Source organism: Microbacterium sp. M1A1_1b, assembly GCF_053345565.1.
Genome location: NZ_JBKFAJ010000001.1, coordinates 466,073 through 484,742 on the forward strand (window position 1 = coordinate 466,073; position 18,670 = coordinate 484,742).

The 18,670-nt window shown below is 71.0% G+C and carries 15 protein-coding genes; 7 read left to right on the forward strand and 8 right to left on the reverse strand.

All coding sequences use genetic code 11. From position 1 onward, the window contains the following. Nucleotides 1-13: 13 nt before the first annotated feature. From ACLBWP_RS02285 to zapE, 4 genes are all read right to left on the reverse strand, one after another. Nucleotides 14-376: a hypothetical protein gene (locus tag ACLBWP_RS02285; RefSeq protein WP_447653872.1), complete on the reverse strand. Its 363-nt coding sequence runs from the start codon at nucleotides 374-376 to the stop codon at nucleotides 14-16. Further along, nucleotides 373-1,431 (reverse strand): DUF6177 family protein, encoded by a 1,059-nt coding sequence (locus ACLBWP_RS02290; RefSeq protein WP_447653873.1) that lies wholly within the window; start codon nucleotides 1,429-1,431, stop codon nucleotides 373-375. Before ACLBWP_RS02290 ends, ACLBWP_RS02285 begins: the two co-directional genes overlap by 4 nt. 94 nt (nucleotides 1,432-1,525) lie before the next feature. Next, entirely contained in the window at nucleotides 1,526-2,800 is a 1,275-nt protein-coding gene (locus ACLBWP_RS02295; RefSeq protein ID WP_243561136.1) for an ammonium transporter, read from the reverse strand. Between the two features lie 143 nt (nucleotides 2,801-2,943). Further along, nucleotides 2,944-3,948: a cell division protein ZapE gene (gene zapE, locus ACLBWP_RS02300; protein WP_447653874.1), complete on the reverse strand. Its 1,005-nt coding sequence runs from the start codon at nucleotides 3,946-3,948 to the stop codon at nucleotides 2,944-2,946. Nucleotides 3,949-4,077: 129 nt separating this feature from the next. On the opposite strand from zapE, the gene ACLBWP_RS02305 reads away from it, so the two are divergent. Further along, on the forward strand, nucleotides 4,078-5,010 hold the full coding sequence (locus ACLBWP_RS02305; protein ID WP_243561134.1) for a sulfurtransferase: 933 nt from the start codon (nucleotides 4,078-4,080) through the stop codon (nucleotides 5,008-5,010). Beyond that, nucleotides 5,007-5,459, forward strand: coding sequence for a SufE family protein (locus ACLBWP_RS02310; protein WP_243561133.1), 453 nt, complete (start codon nucleotides 5,007-5,009; stop codon nucleotides 5,457-5,459). Before ACLBWP_RS02305 ends, ACLBWP_RS02310 begins: the two co-directional genes overlap by 4 nt. Nucleotides 5,460-5,527: 68 nt before the next feature. On the opposite strand, the gene ACLBWP_RS02315 is transcribed toward ACLBWP_RS02310, so the two are convergent. Next, nucleotides 5,528-6,751 (reverse strand): alpha/beta hydrolase family protein, encoded by a 1,224-nt coding sequence (locus ACLBWP_RS02315; RefSeq protein ID WP_243563844.1) that lies wholly within the window; start codon nucleotides 6,749-6,751, stop codon nucleotides 5,528-5,530. Between the two features lie 23 nt (nucleotides 6,752-6,774). On the opposite strand from ACLBWP_RS02315, the gene ACLBWP_RS02320 reads away from it, so the two are divergent. The 5 genes from ACLBWP_RS02320 (at nucleotide 6,775) to ACLBWP_RS02340 (ending at nucleotide 12,629) form a co-directional block, all read left to right on the forward strand. Further along, nucleotides 6,775-7,359, forward strand: a complete 585-nt coding sequence (locus ACLBWP_RS02320) for a DUF3000 domain-containing protein (protein WP_243563845.1) — start codon at nucleotides 6,775-6,777, stop codon at nucleotides 7,357-7,359. Next, entirely contained in the window at nucleotides 7,352-8,761 is a 1,410-nt protein-coding gene (locus ACLBWP_RS02325) for an HRDC domain-containing protein (RefSeq protein WP_447653875.1), read from the forward strand. The genes ACLBWP_RS02320 and ACLBWP_RS02325 overlap by 8 nt, the downstream gene beginning before the upstream one ends. A 133-nt stretch (nucleotides 8,762-8,894) precedes the next feature. Next, nucleotides 8,895-10,106: a thiolase family protein gene (locus ACLBWP_RS02330; RefSeq protein WP_243563846.1), complete on the forward strand. Its 1,212-nt coding sequence runs from the start codon at nucleotides 8,895-8,897 to the stop codon at nucleotides 10,104-10,106. A gap of 2 nt (nucleotides 10,107-10,108) precedes the next feature. Continuing rightward, nucleotides 10,109-12,247, forward strand: coding sequence for a 3-hydroxyacyl-CoA dehydrogenase NAD-binding domain-containing protein (locus tag ACLBWP_RS02335; protein WP_447653876.1), 2,139 nt, complete (start codon nucleotides 10,109-10,111; stop codon nucleotides 12,245-12,247). Between the two features lie 103 nt (nucleotides 12,248-12,350). After that, nucleotides 12,351-12,629 carry a hypothetical protein gene (locus tag ACLBWP_RS02340; RefSeq protein WP_243563848.1) on the forward strand — a complete coding sequence of 93 codons (279 nt, stop codon included), beginning with the start codon at nucleotides 12,351-12,353 and terminating at the stop codon, nucleotides 12,627-12,629. 166 nt (nucleotides 12,630-12,795) lie between these two features. Here the strand turns inward: ACLBWP_RS02340 and dxs are convergent, their stop codons facing one another. The 3 genes from dxs to ACLBWP_RS02355 form a co-directional block, all read right to left on the reverse strand. Next, nucleotides 12,796-14,733 (reverse strand): 1-deoxy-D-xylulose-5-phosphate synthase, encoded by a 1,938-nt coding sequence (gene dxs, locus ACLBWP_RS02345; protein ID WP_447653877.1) that lies wholly within the window; start codon nucleotides 14,731-14,733, stop codon nucleotides 12,796-12,798. A 108-nt stretch (nucleotides 14,734-14,841) separates the two neighbouring features. Next, on the reverse strand, nucleotides 14,842-17,679 hold the full coding sequence (acnA, locus tag ACLBWP_RS02350; RefSeq protein WP_447653878.1) for an aconitate hydratase AcnA: 2,838 nt from the start codon (nucleotides 17,677-17,679) through the stop codon (nucleotides 14,842-14,844). 128 nt (nucleotides 17,680-17,807) lie between these two features. Continuing rightward, complete coding sequence (locus tag ACLBWP_RS02355) at nucleotides 17,808-18,590, reverse strand: DUF3159 domain-containing protein (protein ID WP_447653879.1); 783 nt, start codon at nucleotides 18,588-18,590, stop codon at nucleotides 17,808-17,810. Between the last annotated feature and the right edge of the window lie 80 nt (nucleotides 18,591-18,670).

Below are 18,670 nucleotides of genomic sequence, written 5' to 3' on the forward strand. Positions count from 1 at the left end.
CCGTCGGCTTCGGTCAGTGCCCTGCTGCGGCGCGGGACACTGCCGTTCCTCCGGCGGCGTCCGCGGTGTTCCGCACGATATTCTCGGCCGTTCCCCGGAACGGCGCGTGCGCAGCCGCGTGGATCTCCGTCCACCATAACCGATCGCCCGTCCCGGGCAAGGGCCGGCCGAGCAGGCGTCTGGCGTCGACGGTGTGATCGAGCCGGCGCGACTGGAACAGTGTCAGCAGCACGTCGCCGCCCTCGGTGACGAGCTGCACCGCGTCGCCGTCCCAGAGCTGCCGGATGCCGATCGCGGGGTCCACCGCGGCCGCACCGTGCAGGACCGCGACCGCGTCGACGTGCCGGTCGGACAGGATCACCCACTCGGCGCTCATCGTTCCTCCCCGAAGCCCAACAACGCGACGACGCGGGGGCCGAGCGCAGTCCCGACCTCGGCGAGCCGCCGCCACCGTGCCTCGACCTCGACACCACCGGTCAGGTCAGGGCTGCTCGGCGTGAAGTCCAGGACCAACGACGGGACTCTGGGCGACCCGACCAGCGTGGCGCCGGCCGGCAGGACGGCCGGGTCGACGCCGAGGTCCCGGACCGCCGCCGCACCGACGACCGCGCCGAGCGGAACGGGAATCCCGAGCTGGCGGGCAGCGAGCGTCGCGTCCGGGTGCCCACCGGACCGCCATGCGGTGCCCAGCAGCACGCGCTGACGACGGGCCAGGTCGGCGAGGACGTCGGCGACCGGACCATCCACCACGGGTGCGCCCGTCGCGGTGACCCGCGCCGCGCCTCCTGTCCGGGGCAGGGCCAACCGCGTCTCCTCCGTCACCCCGGTGGCGGACCGGTCGACCCGGATCTCGACGGCGGCGAATCCGCCCGCCACGGCCGCAGACGCGACGACGCGCGTCGGGCGGGGTGCGCGCCGACGGGCGAAGTCCGTGACGGCGGCGACGCTCCATGGCAGGGTCGCGGGCTCGACCGAGCCCCATGCCGACGGCGTCACACCCGCGAGTCCCCCGAGCAGCAGTTCGGCTGGACGGCCGATCGTGGTCTGCTCGGCAGCCCGGTGGTGGACCGAGACGACCACCTCGGTCCACGCGACCTCGTCCGTGCCCAGGCGGGACGAGCGCGGCGACGACTGGGGTGCCAGCATGGCCGTCGCGACGTCGTCGGCGACCGTGATCGAGCCGGCAGCGCGGTACCGGTCGCCCTCGCGGACGACCCAGACGCTGCTCGTCCGACGCAGCATCGCGAGCATCGCGGTCGTGATGCGGCTGGTCGACGGGGTGAGGAGCACCACGGCGACGTCGGCGGCCCGGGCGTCGAGCACGAGTCCCATGCGTGCGGAGGACAGCGCGACGACCGCGGCATCGGTCTCGCTGACGACGAAGCCCGGACCGACGGCGTCGATCAACGGGTGCGCGATGCTGACGTCCACGCAGGCACCCTACCGACCCCGGCACGAGTCCGACCCGCGTACGACGAAGGCCCCCGCACTGCTGCGGGGGCCTTCGTCGCGCGGTGGAACCGGGTCAGCGAACCCCGACGGGGGTCTTGTCCGCCTCCTCGTAGAGCACGTAGCCCTCTTCGCCGTGGACCGCGGTGTCGATGCCGGCGACCTCGTCCTCGGTCTTGATGCGGAAGCCCATCGTCTTCTCGATGATCCAGCCGATGAGGAAGGCCAGGACGAACGAGTAGGCGCCGACGGCCCCGGCTGCGGCGGCCTGCTTGCCGAGCTGGACGAACGACCCCGAGTAGATCAGGCCGGTGGTGTTGGCGAAGAAGCCCAGGTACAGCGTGCCGAAGATGCCGCCGACCAGGTGGACGCCCACGACGTCGAGCGAGTCGTCGAAGCCCAGGCGGTACTTCCAGTCGATCGCGAAGCAGCAGACGATGCCGGCCAGGAAGCCGAGCAGGATGCCCCAGCCCGGGGTCAGGTTGGCGCAGGCCGGGGTGATGGCGACGAGACCGGCGACGGCACCCGACGCAGCACCGATCGACGTCGCCTTGCCGTCCTTGAGCTTCTCGATCAGCAGCCACCCGAGGACCGCGGCGGCCGGAGCGGCGAGCGTGTTGATCCAGGCGAGCGCGGCCGTGCTGTTCGCCGCGCCGGCGGATCCGGCGTTGAAGCCGAACCACCCGAACCACAGGATGGCCGCACCGAGCAGGACGAAGGGCGGGTTGTGCGGCTTGTGGGCGCCCTTGGCGAAGCCGACGCGCTTGCCCAGGACCAGCGCGAGTGCGAGTCCGGCGGCACCGGCGTTGATGTGCACCGCGGTGCCACCGGCGAAGTCGATCACGCCCCACGTCGCTGCCCAGCCTGAGGTCAGGTTGAACACCCACGACGCGACCGGGAAGTAGACGACCGTGACCCAGACGCCCGCGAAGACCATCCAGGCGCCGAACTTGGCGCGGTCGGCGATCGCGCCCGAGATCAGGGCGACCGTGATGATCGCGAAGGTGGCCTGGAACCCGACGAACGCCAGGTCGGGGTAGGTCGCGGCCAGCTTGGTCGACTGCGACTGCTCGAACGCCTGGCCGAGCCCGATCTGGTTCCAGTCGATGCTGAAGAACCCGACGACGCCGGAGATGGCGGTGTGGTCACCGGTGTTGGCGAAGGAGATCGCGTAGCCGTAGAGCACCCAGAGGACGCTCACGAGGGCGATGGCCCCGAACGACATCATCATCATGCTGATGACGGACTTGGCCTTGACGAGACCGCCGTAGAAGAACGCGAGTCCCGGCGTCATGAACAGCACGAGTGCCGCCATGATCAAGATGAAGCCGGTTTGGCCCTGATCAAGCATTGTTCACCTCTCGGTTGCAGAAGCGGCTCGGGACCGCGTCGGGTGGAACCGAGTCTGGCGAGGTGGTGTTTCACGACGGAGCACGCTGTGTTTCGCGGGTGTAACGCGGCGGCCCGCCGTGTGAACAGTGTGTTACCGGGACCTCAGGAGGCCCTGCTCAACGCGACGACACGGCTGGCGGCCCGCAGGTACTTCTTCCGGTACCCGCCCTCGAGCATGACCTCGGGGTAGACCCGATCGAGCGGCGAGCCCGATGCCACGATCCGGACCTGTGCGTCGTACAGGCGGTCGACCAGCGCTACCCACCGCAGCGCGTCGGTCTGGTCGGTGAACGGCTGCACGTCGGTCAGCCCGACCGCGTCGAGCCCCTCGACGAGGGCGACGTACTTGGACGGGTGCACGGACGCCAGGTGCGCGACGACGGCGCGGAAGTCGTCGAGCGTGACCGAGCCCTCGGGCAGCGCGGCCGGTACGTCGTCGACGACCCGGGCGGACTCGTCGACCGCGCGGCGCCGGTAGTCGAGGCCGTCGATGCGCATGGTCTCGAACCGGTCGGACATCGCCTGGATCTCGCGCAGGAAGTCCTGCGCGGCGAACCGCCCTTCGCCCAGTGCCCCGGGCGGGGTGTTCGACGTGGCGGCGAACCGGGTGCCGGTCTCGCTCAGTTCCTTGATCAGACGCGTCATCACCATCGTGTCGCCCGGGTCGTCGAGCTCGAACTCGTCGATGCACACGAGCGCCGTGCCGCGCAGCAGGTCGATCGTGCCCTGGAACCCGAGCGCGCCGACCAGTGCGGTGTACTCGATGAACGTGCCGAACGTCTTGCGTCCGGACGCGGCGTGGTACGCGGCGGCGAGCAGGTGCGTCTTGCCGACACCGAACCCGCCGTCCAGGTACACGCCCGACCGCGCAGCGCCCTCGGTCGAGTCGGTTGAGCGGCGCCGCCCGAACAAGCCGCGCCTGGCCGGCTCTGGCCGGGTGGCGACGAACGCGGCGACGGCGTCGCGCACGGCGGCCTGAGACGGGTAGTCCGGGTCCGGTCGGTACGACTCGAACGATGCGGTCGCGAATTGGGGCGGCGGCACGAGCGCCGCGGCCATCTGCGCGGGGGTCACCTGCGGGTCGCGGTCGACGAGGTGCTGGGGCATGCAGGGCCTTCCGGGGACGAGTCGTTCGGTGTCACGGTGCACCGGGCAGACAGTGGGTCCGCGTACCGTTGTTCCCGACGCCGACCACTGATCCTAGTCCGGCGCCACGACCCGCAGAGAGGCACCGCGATGACCGCACCGGTCGACCCGTCCGACACCTTCCGCGACTACGCACACCCGGAACGACTCGTCTCGACCGCGTGGCTCCAGGAGCAACTGGACGCCGGCGCCGTCGGGCAGCCCGGACCTGCCGGGCCGGCGGACCTGGTGGTCGTCGAGTCCGACGAGGACGTCCTGCTCTACGAGACGGGTCACGTCCCCGGCGCCGTCAAGATCGACTGGCACACAGACCTGAACGACCCGGTGCAGCGCGACTACATCGACGGCGACGCCTTCGCACGCCTGGTCGGCGGCAAGGGCATCGGGCGCGACACCACCGTGGTCATCTACGGCGACAAGAACAACTGGTGGGCGGCCTACGCCCTCTGGGTGTTCACCCTGTTCGGGCACCAGGACGTCCGGCTGCTCGACGGCGGCCGGGCGAAGTGGATCGCCGAGGACCGCCCCGTCACGACGGACCGACCCGACGTCACCGCGGTCGACTACCCCGTGGTCGAGCGGAACGACGCGCCCGTCCGAGCGTTCAAGGACGACGTGCTCGAGCACATCGGCAAGCCGCTCATCGACGTGCGCAGTGCCCCCGAGTACAGCGGCGACCGCACGACGGCACCCGACTACCCGGAAGAAGGGGCCCTGCGCGGCGGTCACATCCCGACCGCCGTCAACATCCCCTGGGCCACGGCCGCCGCGCCGGACGGCACCTTCAAGTCCCGCAGCGAGCTCGACGCGGTCTACCGCGAGGGCGCGGGCATCGGCGACGCGGACCAGGTGATCGCGTACTGCCGCATCGGTGAGCGCTCGAGCCACACCTGGTTCGTGCTGCAGCACCTGCTGGGCTACGAGAACGTCCGCAACTACGACGGCTCGTGGACCGAGTGGGGCAGCGCCGTGCGCGTGCCGATCGTGCAGGGCGCCGAACCCGGAAGCCTGCCGACCCGATGACCGACGCCCTCCCCCAGGCCCTCGCCGACATCCGCGACGAGTTCCTCGAACTGTCCCAGCAGGACCGCCTGCAGCTGCTGCTCGAGTTCTCGAACGAGCTGCCCGCGCTGCCCGAGCGTCTGCAGGGCCACGAGGACGAGCTCGAACGGGTCGAGGAGTGCCAGTCCCCCGTGTTCATCACCGTGACCGTCGGGCAGGACGGCGACGCCCCCGACGTGGTCCGGATGCACGCCACCGCCCCGCGCGAAGCACCCACCACGCGCGGGTTCGCGTCGATCCTGGCGCAGGGGCTCTCCGGTCTGACCGCCGAGCAGGTGCTGGCGGTGCCGTCCGACTACCCGCTCACACTCGGCCTGAACGAGGCAGTGAGCCCGCTGCGCATCCGCGGCATGGTCGGCATGCTCGGCCGGGTGCAGCGCCAGGTGCGCGCGCAGGTGGCGGTGCAGTAGACAGCACCACCGACGGACAGGAGGCCCGGTGCCAGCTGGCACCGGGCCTCCTGTCCGATCCGGCGAGACTACCGGGCCGCGCGCTGGTCGCGCGGCTGCACCACCTCGGTCAGCCACGCCAGGATGCGGGCGTCGAACCAGTCGGCGTCGTGGTTCCAGAGCTTGGTGTGCCGCGCGACGTGGGCGACCTCGAGCCGCACCAGGTCCGGGCGGGCTTCAGCCAGCGCGTGCGAGGCCGACGAGGGCACGAAGCCGTCGTCGTCGCTGTGCAGCAGCAGGATCGGCACGGTGAGTTCGTCGGCGCGGGCGACCATGTCGAGCTCGCGCAGGTCGACGGGCTGCTGCAGACCGGCCAACCGGTGCAGCACCGGCGTCCGCAGCACCCGCTGGGCCACCTTGCGCACGACCCGGGGCAGCCGGAGCGCCCGGCTCTGCGACTTCAGGACCGCGTGCCAGTCGACCACGGCCGACTCGAGCACGACACCGTCGACCAGCTGCGCCAACGGTGACCGGACCAGGGTCTGCAGGACGACCGCGCCACCCATCGACCAGCCCATCAGGACCACGCTGGTGGCGCCCTGTCCCTCGACCCAGCGGAGCGCCGCGTCGACGTCCTCCCACTCGGTGGAGCCCAGCCCGTACCGGCCGTCCACGCTCTTGGGCGCGACACCGTCGTTCCGCCACGAGGCGAGCAGCACCGAGTACCCCGCTGCCCGGAACACCGGCAGCGCGCGGATCGTCTCGGCACGGGTGACACCGCGGCCGTGCACCAGGACGGCCCACGGGGCGGCGGGGTCGTCGGCACGCACGACCCAGGCCGGAGCCGGGCCGTTCGGGGTCGGGACGTCGATGTCCTCGACGGGGACGTCGAGCTCGCCGGGGGTCAGGTAGAACCAGCCGCCCCACCGACCACGACGGGCCGTGGTCGGGTCACCGGCGTCGACGGCGATGATGCGCCGGGTGACGGTGGCGGTCGTGGTCTCGAGGACGTCGCCGACGCGCATGTGCCCGGTCCCGCCGCCGAACCACAGGCTGTAGCGGCCCTGCAGCTCGGTGTCGGGCGTGCGCTCGAGCACGACGGTCGCGCGCTGCAGGTCCACGGCCAGGATCGGGACCCGCTCGGTGCGCTTGCGGTCCGGGGTGACGACCATCCGGGCGATCGCGGCGACGAAGCCACCGACCACGGCGGTGCCGACGACGGCTGCGGCCAGACCGGCGCCCAGGGCGACCAGGCCGGCGGAGCGTGCGGTCTCCTGCACCACGTCCTCGGCGGGTCGCACGGAACGGGACATGGTCCGGAGCCTAGTCTGCATCCGTGTCCGAAACCCCTGAGCCCGAGGCCTTCGCGCAGCTCCGCGCGTACGTCGCCGCGGGCGGGACCCGTGCCGAGACGACCATCACCGAGATCCCGTCGCCCTCGCGCCTGGCGCCGTTCTCGATCGCCCTGGCCGCGGACGTGTCCGGCGTCGAGCACGGCGTCGACTCCGACCTGGGGACCGGCCGGTTCATCGCGTTGTACGACCCGTCCGAGCCCGAGGGCTGGGCAGGGGCGTTCCGCATCGTGACGTTCGCCCAGGCGCCCCTGGAGCCCGAGATCGGTGTCGACGAGTTCGTCGCCGACGTCACGTGGAGCTGGCTCGTCGACGCCCTGGCAGCGCAGGGTGCCGAGTACGACCGGGCCTCGGGCACCGCCACCAAGATCATCTCCCGCGGCTACGGCGAGCTCGCGGCGCAGGGCGACGGCGCACAGCTGGAGCTCCGGGCGTCGTGGACGCCGCGCGGCACCGACCTCGTCGCGCACGTCGAGGCGTGGGAGGAGATCGTCACCATGCTCGCAGGACTGCCACCGTCGTCGGACGGCGTGACGCTGCTCGGCCCCAGGAGGCTCGCCCGTGACTGACCCGAACAACCCCTTCCTGGCGCCGAGTGCGCCGCCGGCGGCTGAACCCGTCGCCGCTGCTGCGGCGGCGCCCGTCGCTGCTGCTGCGCCGTCGGCTGGTGCCGTGCCCTCGTTCGAGGCCGGGCACGACGCCGTCAAGGTGATCGAGGACCGGTCGGACTACCTGGCGGCCGTCGCGGCCATCGCAGCGGGCCACGGGCCGGTCGCGGTCGACGCCGAGCGGGCCAGCGGCTACCGCTACTCGCAGCGGGCGTACCTGATCCAGGTGTTCCGACGCGGAGCCGGGGCCTTCCTGTTCGACCCGATCGCGATCGGCTCGTTCCAGGAACTGCAGGACGCCATCGTCGACCAGGAGTGGCTGTTCCACGCTGCCTCGCAGGACCTGCCCTGCCTGCTCGAGGTCGGGCTGGTCCCGACCCGCATCTTCGACACCGAACTCGGGGCACGCATCGCCGGCTTCCCGCGCGTCGGACTCGGCGCCGTCGTCGAGCAGCTGCTCGGCATCACGCTCGCCAAGGCCCACTCCGCTGCCGACTGGTCGACGCGCCCGCTCCCCCAGTCGTGGCTGGTGTACGCCGCGCTCGACGTCGAGCTGCTGCCCGACCTGCGCGACGCCCTGGCTGCCGTGCTCGACGACGCCGGCAAGTCCGACATCGCCGCGCAGGAGTTCGACGCCGTGCTGCACCGCGCGCCGAAGCCGCCGTGGGCGGAACCGTGGCGGCGCCTGTCCGGCATGCACGCGCTGCGCGGCACCCGGGCGCTCGCGATCGCCCGGTCGCTCTGGAGGGCGCGCGACGCGTTCGCGCAGGAGTCTGACACCGCGCCCGGCCGGATCATCCCGGACGCCGCGATCGTGGCCGCCGCCGCAGCGGCTCCCGAGACCCGCAAGGACCTGGCCGCGCTCAAGGCCTTCACGGGTCGCGCGAGCCGCTCCGAGATCGACCGCTGGTGGGCCGCCGTGGACGAGGGGCGCACGACCGACGACCTGCCGAAGCTCCGCGGCAAGGGCGAGCCCACGCTGCCCCCACCTCGCGCGTGGGCCGACCGGAACCCCGCTGCCGACCGTCGGTACAAGGGTGCTCGCGCAGCCGTCACCGCCGTCGCCGAACAGCTGGACGTCCCGCTCGAGAACCTGCTGACCCCGGACACGCTCCGCACGATCGCCTGGGAGCCGCCCGCGGCCGTCGACACGGCATCGGTGGGCGCTGCGCTCGCGGCCCTCGATGCCCGCCCCTGGCAGGTCGAGGCCACCGCCGGCGTGATCGCCGACGCGTTCGTCGTGGCAGCGCGCGGGAGCTCCGGAACGACGCCCGCCGCGACGTCCTCCGCGCTGGAGGACGACCGTTCCCCGGTTGTGGCAGAAGGACAGGACGACGCCGCTGCGGGTCCCGCTGCGTCGTAGGAACCGACCAACCGAGGTGCATGCCCTCAGCCCGGGGGCATAGCGTCGGGACCGTCGTCGGGGTACGCCCCGACCAGGGTCGGAGCGCACCTGTCGCCCCGACTCGATCGATGTGGATCTGTGGAGGCCAGCTTTGCCAAAGGCATCAGACGTCGTCTTCGTCGACGGCGTGCGGACACCGTTCGGACGCGCCGGGGAGAAGGGGGTGTTCTGGCGGACCCGCGCCGACGACCTCGCCGTGCACGCCATGCGTGGACTGCTCGACCGGAACGCGTCCCTCGACCCCGCGGCCGTCGACGACGTCGCGGTCGCTGCCACGACGCAGCAGGGTGACCAGGGCCTGACGCTCGGACGCACCGTCGGCATGCTCGCCGGGCTGCCGAAGACCGTGCCCGGCTACGCCATCGACCGGATGTGCGCCGGCGCCATGACGAGCGTGACGACCCTCGCGGGGGCCATCGCCTTCGGGGCGGCCGACATCGCGATCGCCGGTGGTGTCGAGCACATGGGCCGGCACCCGATGGGCTTCAACTCGGACCCGAACCCCCGCTTCATCGCCGAGCGCATGGTCAACGCCGACGCGCTCGTGATGGGCAAGACCGCCGAGCGCCTGCACGACCGGTTCCCGGCGATCACGAAGGACCGCACCGATGCGTTCGCCGTGCAGTCGCAGCAGCGCTACGCCGCCGCGTGGGCAGCGGGCAAGCTGCAGCCGGACCTGGTCCCGATCGAGGTGAACACCGGGCAGGGCTGGGACATCGTGACGACGGACGAGCCGCCGCGCCCGGGCACCACGCTCGAGGCACTGGCCGCGCTCAAGACCCCGTTCCGTCCGCACGGTCGTGTCACCGCCGGCAACGCCGCGGGACTCAACGACGGTGCGACCATGAGTCTCATCGCCTCGGACGCCGGTGCCAAGCAGTTCGGCCTGACCCCGAAGATGCGGATGGTGTCCTTCGCCTTCGCCGGCGTCGACCCCGAGGTGATGGGCATCGGTCCGGTGCCCGCGACGGACAAGGCACTGGCCAAGGCCGGGCTGTCCATCGACGACATCGGGCTGTTCGAGATCAACGAGGCATTCGCCGTGCAGGTGCTCGCGTTCCTCGACAACTACGGCATCCCGGCCGAATCCACGAACGTCAACGCCTGGGGCGGCGCGATCGCCGTCGGGCACCCGCTCGCGTCGAGTGGCGTCCGTCTGATGAACCAGCTCGCCGCGCAGTTCGCCGAGCGTCCCGACGTGCAGTACGGCATCACGACCATGTGCATCGGTCTGGGCCAAGGCGGCACCGTCATCTGGGAGAACCCGGGCTACAGCAAGTCAGCGGCACGGAAGGCGGCCTGATCATGACCCTCGTCGACAACGACCAGCTGCTCGCGCTCTCCGAGGACGAGGTGGTCACGCACTCGTACCTCAAGCACGTCCCGCTCCCCTCGGGCGGCACGCTCGGGCTCATCACGCTCGACAACGACAAGGACTACAAGCGTCCGTCGACGCTCGGCCCGCGCACGCTCATCGAGCTGTCGGGTGTGCTCGACACGCTGAAGACCGAGGCGGCGAACGGCACCGTGCAGGCCGTCGCGATCACCGGCAAGGAGTACTGCTTCGCGGCCGGAGCCGACCTGTCCCAGGCGGCGTCGGTGCCTTCGCGTGCGGTCGCCCACGACCTGGCGGCACTCGGACACGCGACCCTGCGCAAGCTCAGCGACCTCGGTGTGCCCTCGTTCGCGTTCATCAACGGGATCGCGCTCGGTGGAGGACTCGAGGTCGGGCTGCACTGCACCTACCGCGTGTTCTCGTCGGCTGCGCAGGGCATCGGCCTGCCCGAGGTGTTCCTCGGCATCATCCCCGGCTGGGGTGGTGCGACCCTGCTGCCGCGCCTGATCGGTCCCGAGAAGGCGCTCCGCGTCATCGTCGAGAACCCGCTGAAGAACAACCGCCTGATGGACGGGGCTGCAGCGGTCGACCTCGGCGTCGGCGACGTGCTCATCCCCTCGGTCACGTTCCTGCCGTCCGCGGTGGCGTGGGCCGACGGCGTGGTTGCCGGCCGCACCAAGGTCGTCCGCAAGAACGAACCCGGCATGCTCGAGAAGGCCGCCTGGGGCACGGTCGTCAAGGTCGCCCGCTCGCAGGTCGCGTCGAAGATCGGCACCGTGCCGAAGTCGCCGTTCCGGGCCCTCGACCTGGTCGCCGCGGCGAAGAGCGGCAGCCTCGACGAGCGCTTCGCCGGCGAGGACGACGCGCTCGCAGACCTGCTCTCCGGCGACCAGTTCGCGGCCTCGATGTACGCGTTCGACCTCGTGCAGAAGCGCGCCAAGCGTCCGGTGGGCGCTCCGGCCGACGTGGAGCCGAAGAAGATCACCAAGGTCGGCGTGCTCGGCGCCGGGCTGATGGCGTCGCAGTTCGCGCTGCTGTTCGCCCGTCGTCTGGGCGTGCCGGTGGTCATCACGGACGTCGACCAGACCCGTGTCGACGCCGGCGTGGCCCGCATCCAGGGCGAGGTCGCGAAGCTGCTCGACAAGGGCCGCGTGTCTCCGGACGACGCCAACCGCATCACCGCACTCGTCAGCGGCTCGGTGTCGTACGACGCCTTCGCCGACGCCGACTGGGTGATCGAGGCCGTGTTCGAGGAGATGAGCGTCAAGCAGGACGTCCTACGGAAGATCGAACAGGTCATCGCGCCGGACGCCATCCTGGCCACCAACACCTCGTCGTTGTCGGTCGCCGAGATGGCTTCGGTGCTGCAGCAGCCGGAGCGCCTGGTCGGGTTCCACTTCTTCAACCCGGTGGCGGTCATGCCCCTGGTCGAGGTCGTCCGTGCCTCCGACACCTCGGACCAGGCGGTCGCCACCGCACTCGCGGTCGCGAAGACCCTGAAGAAGACCGCGATCGTCACGGCCGACCAGCCCGGCTTCGTCGTCAACCGCGTGTTGGCTCGGGTGCTCGGCGAGGCGATGCGCGGGGTCGAGGAAGGCACCCCGTTCGACGTCGTCACCGCCGGCGCCCAGCCCCTCGGCCTGCCGATGTCACCGTTCGAGCTGCTCGAACTCGTCGGGCTGCCCGTCGGCGCGCACGTGCTCGACTCGCACCACGCGGCCTGGCCCGAGCGGTTCTACCCCGGAGACGGGCTGAAGCGCATCGCCGAGCACGGCACCATCCTGACCCGCGACAAGAAGGGCACGGTGACGGGCTACGACCCCGCGGCGGTCAAGCTCGTCGCCCCGGCCAAGAAGGACGCTGCCCCGGTCGACGCTGCCACCATGCAGCAGCGGTTCGAGGACGCCCTGGCCGACGAGGTGCACCGCATGTTGGAGGACGGCGTCGTGCAGCACGTCGAGGAGATCGACCTCGGGCTCATCCTGGGCGCGGGCTACCCGTTCCAGGCCGGCGGCATCAGCCCGTACCTCGACCGCTCCGGCGCTTCGGAGCGCGTGTTCGGCGGCACGTTCCACGACCCGCGGATCGTCGGCCCCGAGTCGCGCTGACACCAACGCACCCCCGTACGACCATCGCGCCCCGTCCCCACGGGGCGCGATGTCCGTCCGGGGATGCGGTCCGCGTATGCTGTGGCGGCGTAGCGTCGACCGCGTGCAGGACTGGTGGGCACCGCGGGCACCGAGCGGACCGAGCGTCGTGCTCGCCGTCCCGCTCGTCGACCTCCCCGACGTCCTCCAGCATGCGGTGGACATCGTCCCGGGGGCAGCTGCGATGGAGATCCGCGACGACGGGGCGGTGATCGCTCGCCGCACCTCGTTCGCGGCACGTGCGGAGAACATCGTCATCCGCTTCGAGCCGGTCGATCCCACACACAGCCGGATCCGCATCGTCCGCGAGGGCCGCGAAGCACCGCTCGACCCGCTGCCCTGAGGCGTGGATCGCGTTCGCACAACGCAAAGCACTGCGCGCCACGTCGGTGTGTGGTGCGGGGTGCTTTCCGTTGTGCGAAAGGTCGCGGCGACCGACAACAGACCGCGGCGGACGGGAGGCCCGGCGCGGGTCCGGCGGGCGGGCCGCGGCCCGCAGCAGCGCGGCCCTACCGCTCGGCGGACTCCCGCGAACGGGACCGTGACGGCTTGGCCTGCGGCAGCTTCGTCCCCACGACCTGCTCGAACACGTCGCGCGCGATCGCCTCGGCCGTCAGCCCCACGTCGGCCAGGATCTGCGACCGGGTGGCGTGGTCGATGAACGCGTCCGGCAGACCGAGCTCGTTGACGCCCGTGTCGACCCCGGCGGCGCGCAGGTCCTGCCGCAGACGGGTACCGACGCCGCCGACGCGCACGCCGTCCTCGATGGTGATGACCAGCCGGTGGCTCCGCGACAGCTCGATGAGCGACCCCGGGATCGGCACCACCCAGCGCGGGTCGACGACGGTGACGCCGATGCCCTGCGCCTCGAGCAGCGCCGCCGTGTCGAGGGCGACGGGCACCATCGACCCGACCGCCACCAGCAGGACGTCCTCGTCCGACGCATCGGGCCGGTGCAGGACGTCGACGCCGTCGGACAGACGGGACAGTGCCGGGATGTCCGGCCCGACCTGGCCCTTGGACCACCGCAGGACGGTGGGTGCGTCGTCGATGGCCACGGCCTCGTGCAGTTCTTCGCGCAGGGTGGTCGCGTCGCGCGGGGCCGCGATGCGGATACCGGGGACGACCTGCAGCAGTGCCAGGTCCCACATGCCGTGGTGCGAGGGGCCGTCGGGACCGGTGACACCGGCGCGGTCGAGCACGAAGGTCACACCCGCACGGTGCAGCGCGACGTCCATCAGGACCTGGTCGAACGCCCGGTTGAGGAACGTGGCGTACAGCGCGACCACGGGGTGCAGCCCGCCGAACGCCAGGCCCGCGGCCGACGTCACCGCGTGCTGCTCGGCGATCCCGACGTCGATGACGCGGTCGGGGTGCCGCTGCTGGAACAGGTGCAGCCCGGTGGGCCGCAGCATGGCCGCGGTGATCGCCACGATGCGCGGGTCCGCGTCGCCGAGGTCGGCCAGGGTGGTCGCGAACACCGAGGTCCACGACGGCCCCGACGCGGTGTCGAGCGACTCGCCCGTCTCGGGGTCGATGTGCCCCACGGCGTGGAACTGGTCCGCCTGGTCGCGGAGCGCCGGTTCGAAGCCGTGGCCCTTCTCGGTGATCGCGTGCACGATGACCGGGGCGCCATACTCCTTGGCCTGGCGCAGGGCACTCTCCATGGCCTGCTGGTCGTGGCCGTTGACCGGGCCGATGTACTTGATGTCGAGGTTCGAGTACAGCGCCTCGTTGTTGGTCAGCCGCGACAGGAAGCCGTGCAGGCCCCCGCGCACGCCCCGGTAGACCGCACGCCCGGGCGCACCGAAGCGGGCCGCGACGTCGCGGGACTTCTCGTACAGGGCGCGGTACTCACGCCGCGTGCGCACGGAGTTCAGGTAGCGGGCCATGCCGCCGATCGTCGGGGCGTAGGAGCGGCCGTTGTCGTTGACGACGATCACGAGCCGACGCCCGTTGTCGTCGGAGATGTTGTTGAGCGCTTCCCACGTCATGCCGCCGGTGAGCGCACCGTCACCGACGACCGCCACGACGGTGCGGTCGGACTGCCCGGTCTGCGCGAACGCCCGCGAGATGCCGTCCGCCCACGACAGCGACGACGACGCGTGCGAGGACTCGACGATGTCGTGCTCGGACTCGCGACGCTGCGGGTAGCCGGCGATGCCGCCACGTTCGCGCAGGTGCGAGAAGTCCTGGCGCCCGGTGACGAGCTTGTGCACGTACGACTGGTGCCCGGTGTCGAACACGAACGGGTCGTGCGGGGAGTCGAACACGCGGTGCATCGCCAGGGTCAGCTCGACGACGCCGAGGTTCGGGCCGAGGTGTCCGCCGGTCTTGGCGACCTCGGCCACCAGGAAGCGCCGGATCTCGGCGGCGAGTTCGGTCATCTGCGCGTCACTGAGACGCTTCAGGTCGCGCGGGGACGTGATGCTGTCGAGCAGGGTCACGGGCGCTCCTTTCGTCGTGCTGTCGGCCCACTCTATGCGCGTCCCCCGACAGCAGACGGAAGGCCCGTGGCGGGTCCGCCACGGGCCTTCCGTTCGGTCCGGAATGCGTCAGACGAGCGACCGCAGCACGTACTGCAGGATGCCGCCGTTGCGGTAGTAGTCGGCTTCGCCGGGGGTGTCGATGCGGACCACGGCGTCGAACTCCACGGTCTGCTTGCCCTCGGGCGAGTGCGCGCTCGGCTCGGCGGTGACGTGCACCGTCTTGGGCGTGGTGCCCTCGTTCAGTGCGGTCAGGCCCGAGATCGAGACGACCTCGGTGCCGTCGAGCCCGAGGGACTCGATCGACTCGCCCGCGGGGAACTGCAGGGGCACGACGCCCATGCCGATCAGGTTCGAGCGGTGGATGCGCTCGAAGCTCTCGGTGATGACGGCCTTGACGCCGAGCAGGTTGGTGCCCTTCGCCGCCCAGTCGCGGGACGATCCGGAGCCGTACTCCTTGCCGCCGAAGACGACCAGCGGGATGCCCTGCTGCTGGTAGTGCTCCGAGGCGTCGTAGATGAACGCCTGGTCGCCGTCGGGGGTGGTGAAGTCACGGGTGTACCCGCCCTCGACCCCGTCGAGCAGCTCGTTGCGCAGCCGGATGTTGGCGAACGTGCCGCGGATCATGACCTCGTGGTTGCCGCGCCGCGAGCCGTAGGAGTTGAAGTCCTTGCGGTCCACGCCGTGCTCGGCGAGGTACTTGCCCGCCGGGCTGTCGGCCTTGATCGAGCCGGCCGGCGAGATGTGGTCGGTCGTGACCGAGTCGCCGAGCTTCGCCAGCACACGCGCGCCGGAGATGTCGGAGACCGCGTCGGGCGTCATCGTCATGCCGTCGAAGTACGGGGGCTTCCGGACGTAGGTCGACTCGGTGTCCCACTCGAAGGTGTCGCCCGTCGGGGTCGGCAGGTTCTTCCAGCGGTCGTCGCCCTCGAACACGGAGCCGTACTCGTGGGTGAACATCTCGGTGTCGATCGAGGTGTCGATGACCTGCTGGACCTCGGCCGCGTCGGGCCAGATGTCCGCCAGGTAGACGTCGTTGCCGTCCTGGTCGGTACCGAGCGCGTCCTTGTCGAAGTCGAAGTGCATCGACCCGGCCAGGGCGTACGCGATCACCAGCGGCGGGGACGCCAGGTAGTTCATCTTGACGTCGGGGTTGATGCGGCCCTCGAAGTTGCGGTTGCCCGACAGCACCGCGGTGACGGCGAGGTCGTTGTCCTGCACGGCCTGCGAGATCTCCTCGGGCAGCGGGCCCGAGTTGCCGATGCACGTGGTGCAGCCGTAGCCGACCGTGTAGAAGCCGAGCTGCTCGAGGTAGGTGGTGAGACCGGCCTTCTCGTAGTAGTCGGTGACGACCTTCGAACCGGGCGCCAGCGTGGTCTTGACCCACGGCTTGGCGGTCAGGCCCTTGTTGGCGGCGTTCCGCGCCAGGATGCCGGCGGCCATCATGACCGACGGGTTCGACGTGTTGGTGCACGAGGTGATCGCGGCGATCGCGACGGCCCCGTGGTCGATCGTGAACGGCGCACCGTCGGCGATGGCGACCGACGTCGGCTTGGAGGCCGTCGTCGGGGCGCTCGACGCGTGTGCGGGGACCTCGGAGGGCTGGGCGTAGTCGGTGTCCTCGACCGCGTGCTCGTCGCCGGGAGCAGCGGCGACCGGGTCGGACGCCGGGAACGTGTCCGCGACGGCCTTGTCCTGCTCGGAGTGGTCGGCGGTGGCGTAGTTGGCCAGGTCGACCTCGAACTGGTCCTTCGCCCTGGACAGCTCGATGCGGTCCTGCGGGCGCTTCGGGCCGGAGATCGAGGGGACGACCGTCGACAGGTCGAGCTCCATGTACTCGGAGTACGCCGGCTCGACCGAGGGGTCGTGCCACAGGCCCTGGGCCTTGGAGTAGGCCTCGACCAGGGCGATCTGCGCGTCGTCGCGACCGGTCAGGCGCAGGTAGTCGAGCGTGACGTCGTCGACCGGGAAGATCGCGGCCGTCGAACCGAACTCGGGGCTCATGTTGCCGATGGTGGCGCGGTTGGCCAGCGGCACGGCGCTGACGCCCTCGCCGTAGAACTCGACGAACTTGCCGACGACGCCGTGCTTGCGGAGTTCCTGCGTGATGGTGAGCACCACGTCGGTCGCGGTCACACCGGCGGGGATCTCGCCGGACAGCTTGAAGCCGACGACCTTGGGGATCAGCATCGACACGGGCTGGCCGAGCATCGCCGCCTCGGCTTCGATGCCGCCGACGCCCCAGCCGAGCACGCCCAGGCCGTTGACCATGGTGGTGTGCGAGTCGGTGCCGACCAGCGTGTCCGGGTAGGCGTAGGTCTCGCCGTCGAAGTCACGCGTGTAGGTGACCTTCGCCAGGTACTCGATGTTGACCTGGTGGACGATGCCGGTCCCGGGCGGGACGACCTTGAAGTCCTCGAACGCGGTCTGGCCCCAGCGCAGGAACTGGTAGCGCTCCCCGTTGCGCTCGTACTCCAGGTCGGTGTTGCGCTGCAGGGCGTCCTCGCGACCGAACAGGTCGGCGATGACGGAGTGGTCGATGACCATCTCGGCCGGCGACAGCGGGTTGATCTTGTTCGGGTCGCCGCCGATGTCGGCCATCGCCTCGCGCATGGTGGCCAGGTCGACGATGCACGGCACGCCGGTGAAGTCCTGCATCACGACGCGGGCCGGCGAGAACTGGATCTCGGTGTCCGGGTCGGCCTCGGGTCGCCACGACCCGAGCGAGCGGATCTGGTCCGCGGTGACGTTCTTGCCGTCCTCGGTGCGCAGGAGGTTCTCGAGCAGCACCTTGAGGCTGTACGGGAGCTTCTCGTGTCCGGGGACGGAGTCGATCCGGTGGATCGCGTAGTCGACACCCCCGACCGACAACGTGTCCTTCGAGCCGAAGCTGTTGACTGCAGCCACTGTGCCGCCTCCTGAGTTGATCGGTGAGCCCCCATCCAAGCGGGCCGCCGAGCGTCCCACCAGCAAGGCAAACCTAATCCCGCGAGCGGTGGACCGCCCGGAGAAACTGTCTTGATGTCGAGAGAACTCTACACCGCGGCAGCGTCGTCGGCGGTGTCCTCGCGGTGGAAGACCGTGCGCACCAGCAGCCACGTGACCCAGAGCAGCGCGGCGTAGAGCGGCACACCCGTGATGAGCTTGATGCCCGCCAGCAGTTCGACCTGGGCGGTCAGGTACAGCGGGATCTCGATGACCAGCCGCAGCGCGAACAGTCCGACCCACATCCACGTCGCGACCGCCAGCACCCGGCGCTTGGCACGGTCGGCGCGCCAGTCCTGGGGGGAACCGTCCTCGGCCGGCGGCAGCAGGAACCCGACGATGACACCGATCAGGGGCCGTCGGATCGCGAGCGTGACGAGCAGGACGACCAGGCACGCCACGTTGATCAGGATGCCCGGGATGAAGTTGCTCTCGGCCCGGCCCGTGATGAGCGCCAGGCCGGCGGAGATCGCCACGCCGAGGATCCCGGCGAGGGACATCGCGAGTGACTGCCGCTGTGCCAGACGGACCACCACGAAGACGGCTCCGACGGCGACCGGGATCAGCACGCTCGGCACGAGTTCCTTCGTGATCGCGTACACGACCAGGAACGCGAACCCGGGCAGCACCGACTCGGCGATGCCGCGGGCTCCGCCGATCGCGGTCATCAACGCGCGGCCGGTGGGGGCCTCGCCGGGGGCGACCTGCCCGATGCCCGCGTTGCGGGCCGCGTCGCGCAGCTGCGCGTTCAGCGAGACGGGCGCCTCGCGCTCGTCGGCGTACGGGTCGGGGGTGACCCCGTCCGGGTCAGCAGGGTCGGGACGGTCCGGCACCGGGCCTCCAGGATCGGGTCGACGACAGGTCGAGTCGCCGACAGGTCGAGTCGCCGACAGGTCGAGTCGCCGACAGGCAG

What these genes read in the sequence shown, in the direction of transcription:
- zapE (WP_447653874.1), bottom strand. Translation starts at nt 3,948, where the DNA reads ATGCCCCAGCACCTCGTCGACCGCGACCCGCAGGTGACCCCCGCGCAG.
- ACLBWP_RS02295 (WP_243561136.1), bottom strand. Translation starts at nt 2,800, where the DNA reads ATGCTTGATCAGGGCCAAACCGGCTTCATCTTGATCATGGCGGCACTC.
- ACLBWP_RS02335 (WP_447653876.1), top strand. Translation starts at nt 10,109, where the DNA reads ATGACCCTCGTCGACAACGACCAGCTGCTCGCGCTCTCCGAGGACGAG.
- ACLBWP_RS02305 (WP_243561134.1), top strand. Translation starts at nt 4,078, where the DNA reads ATGACCGCACCGGTCGACCCGTCCGACACCTTCCGCGACTACGCACAC.
- ACLBWP_RS02310 (WP_243561133.1), top strand. Translation starts at nt 5,007, where the DNA reads ATGACCGACGCCCTCCCCCAGGCCCTCGCCGACATCCGCGACGAGTTC.
- ACLBWP_RS02285 (WP_447653872.1), bottom strand. Translation starts at nt 376, where the DNA reads ATGAGCGCCGAGTGGGTGATCCTGTCCGACCGGCACGTCGACGCGGTC.
- ACLBWP_RS02315 (WP_243563844.1), bottom strand. Translation starts at nt 6,751, where the DNA reads ATGTCCCGTTCCGTGCGACCCGCCGAGGACGTGGTGCAGGAGACCGCA.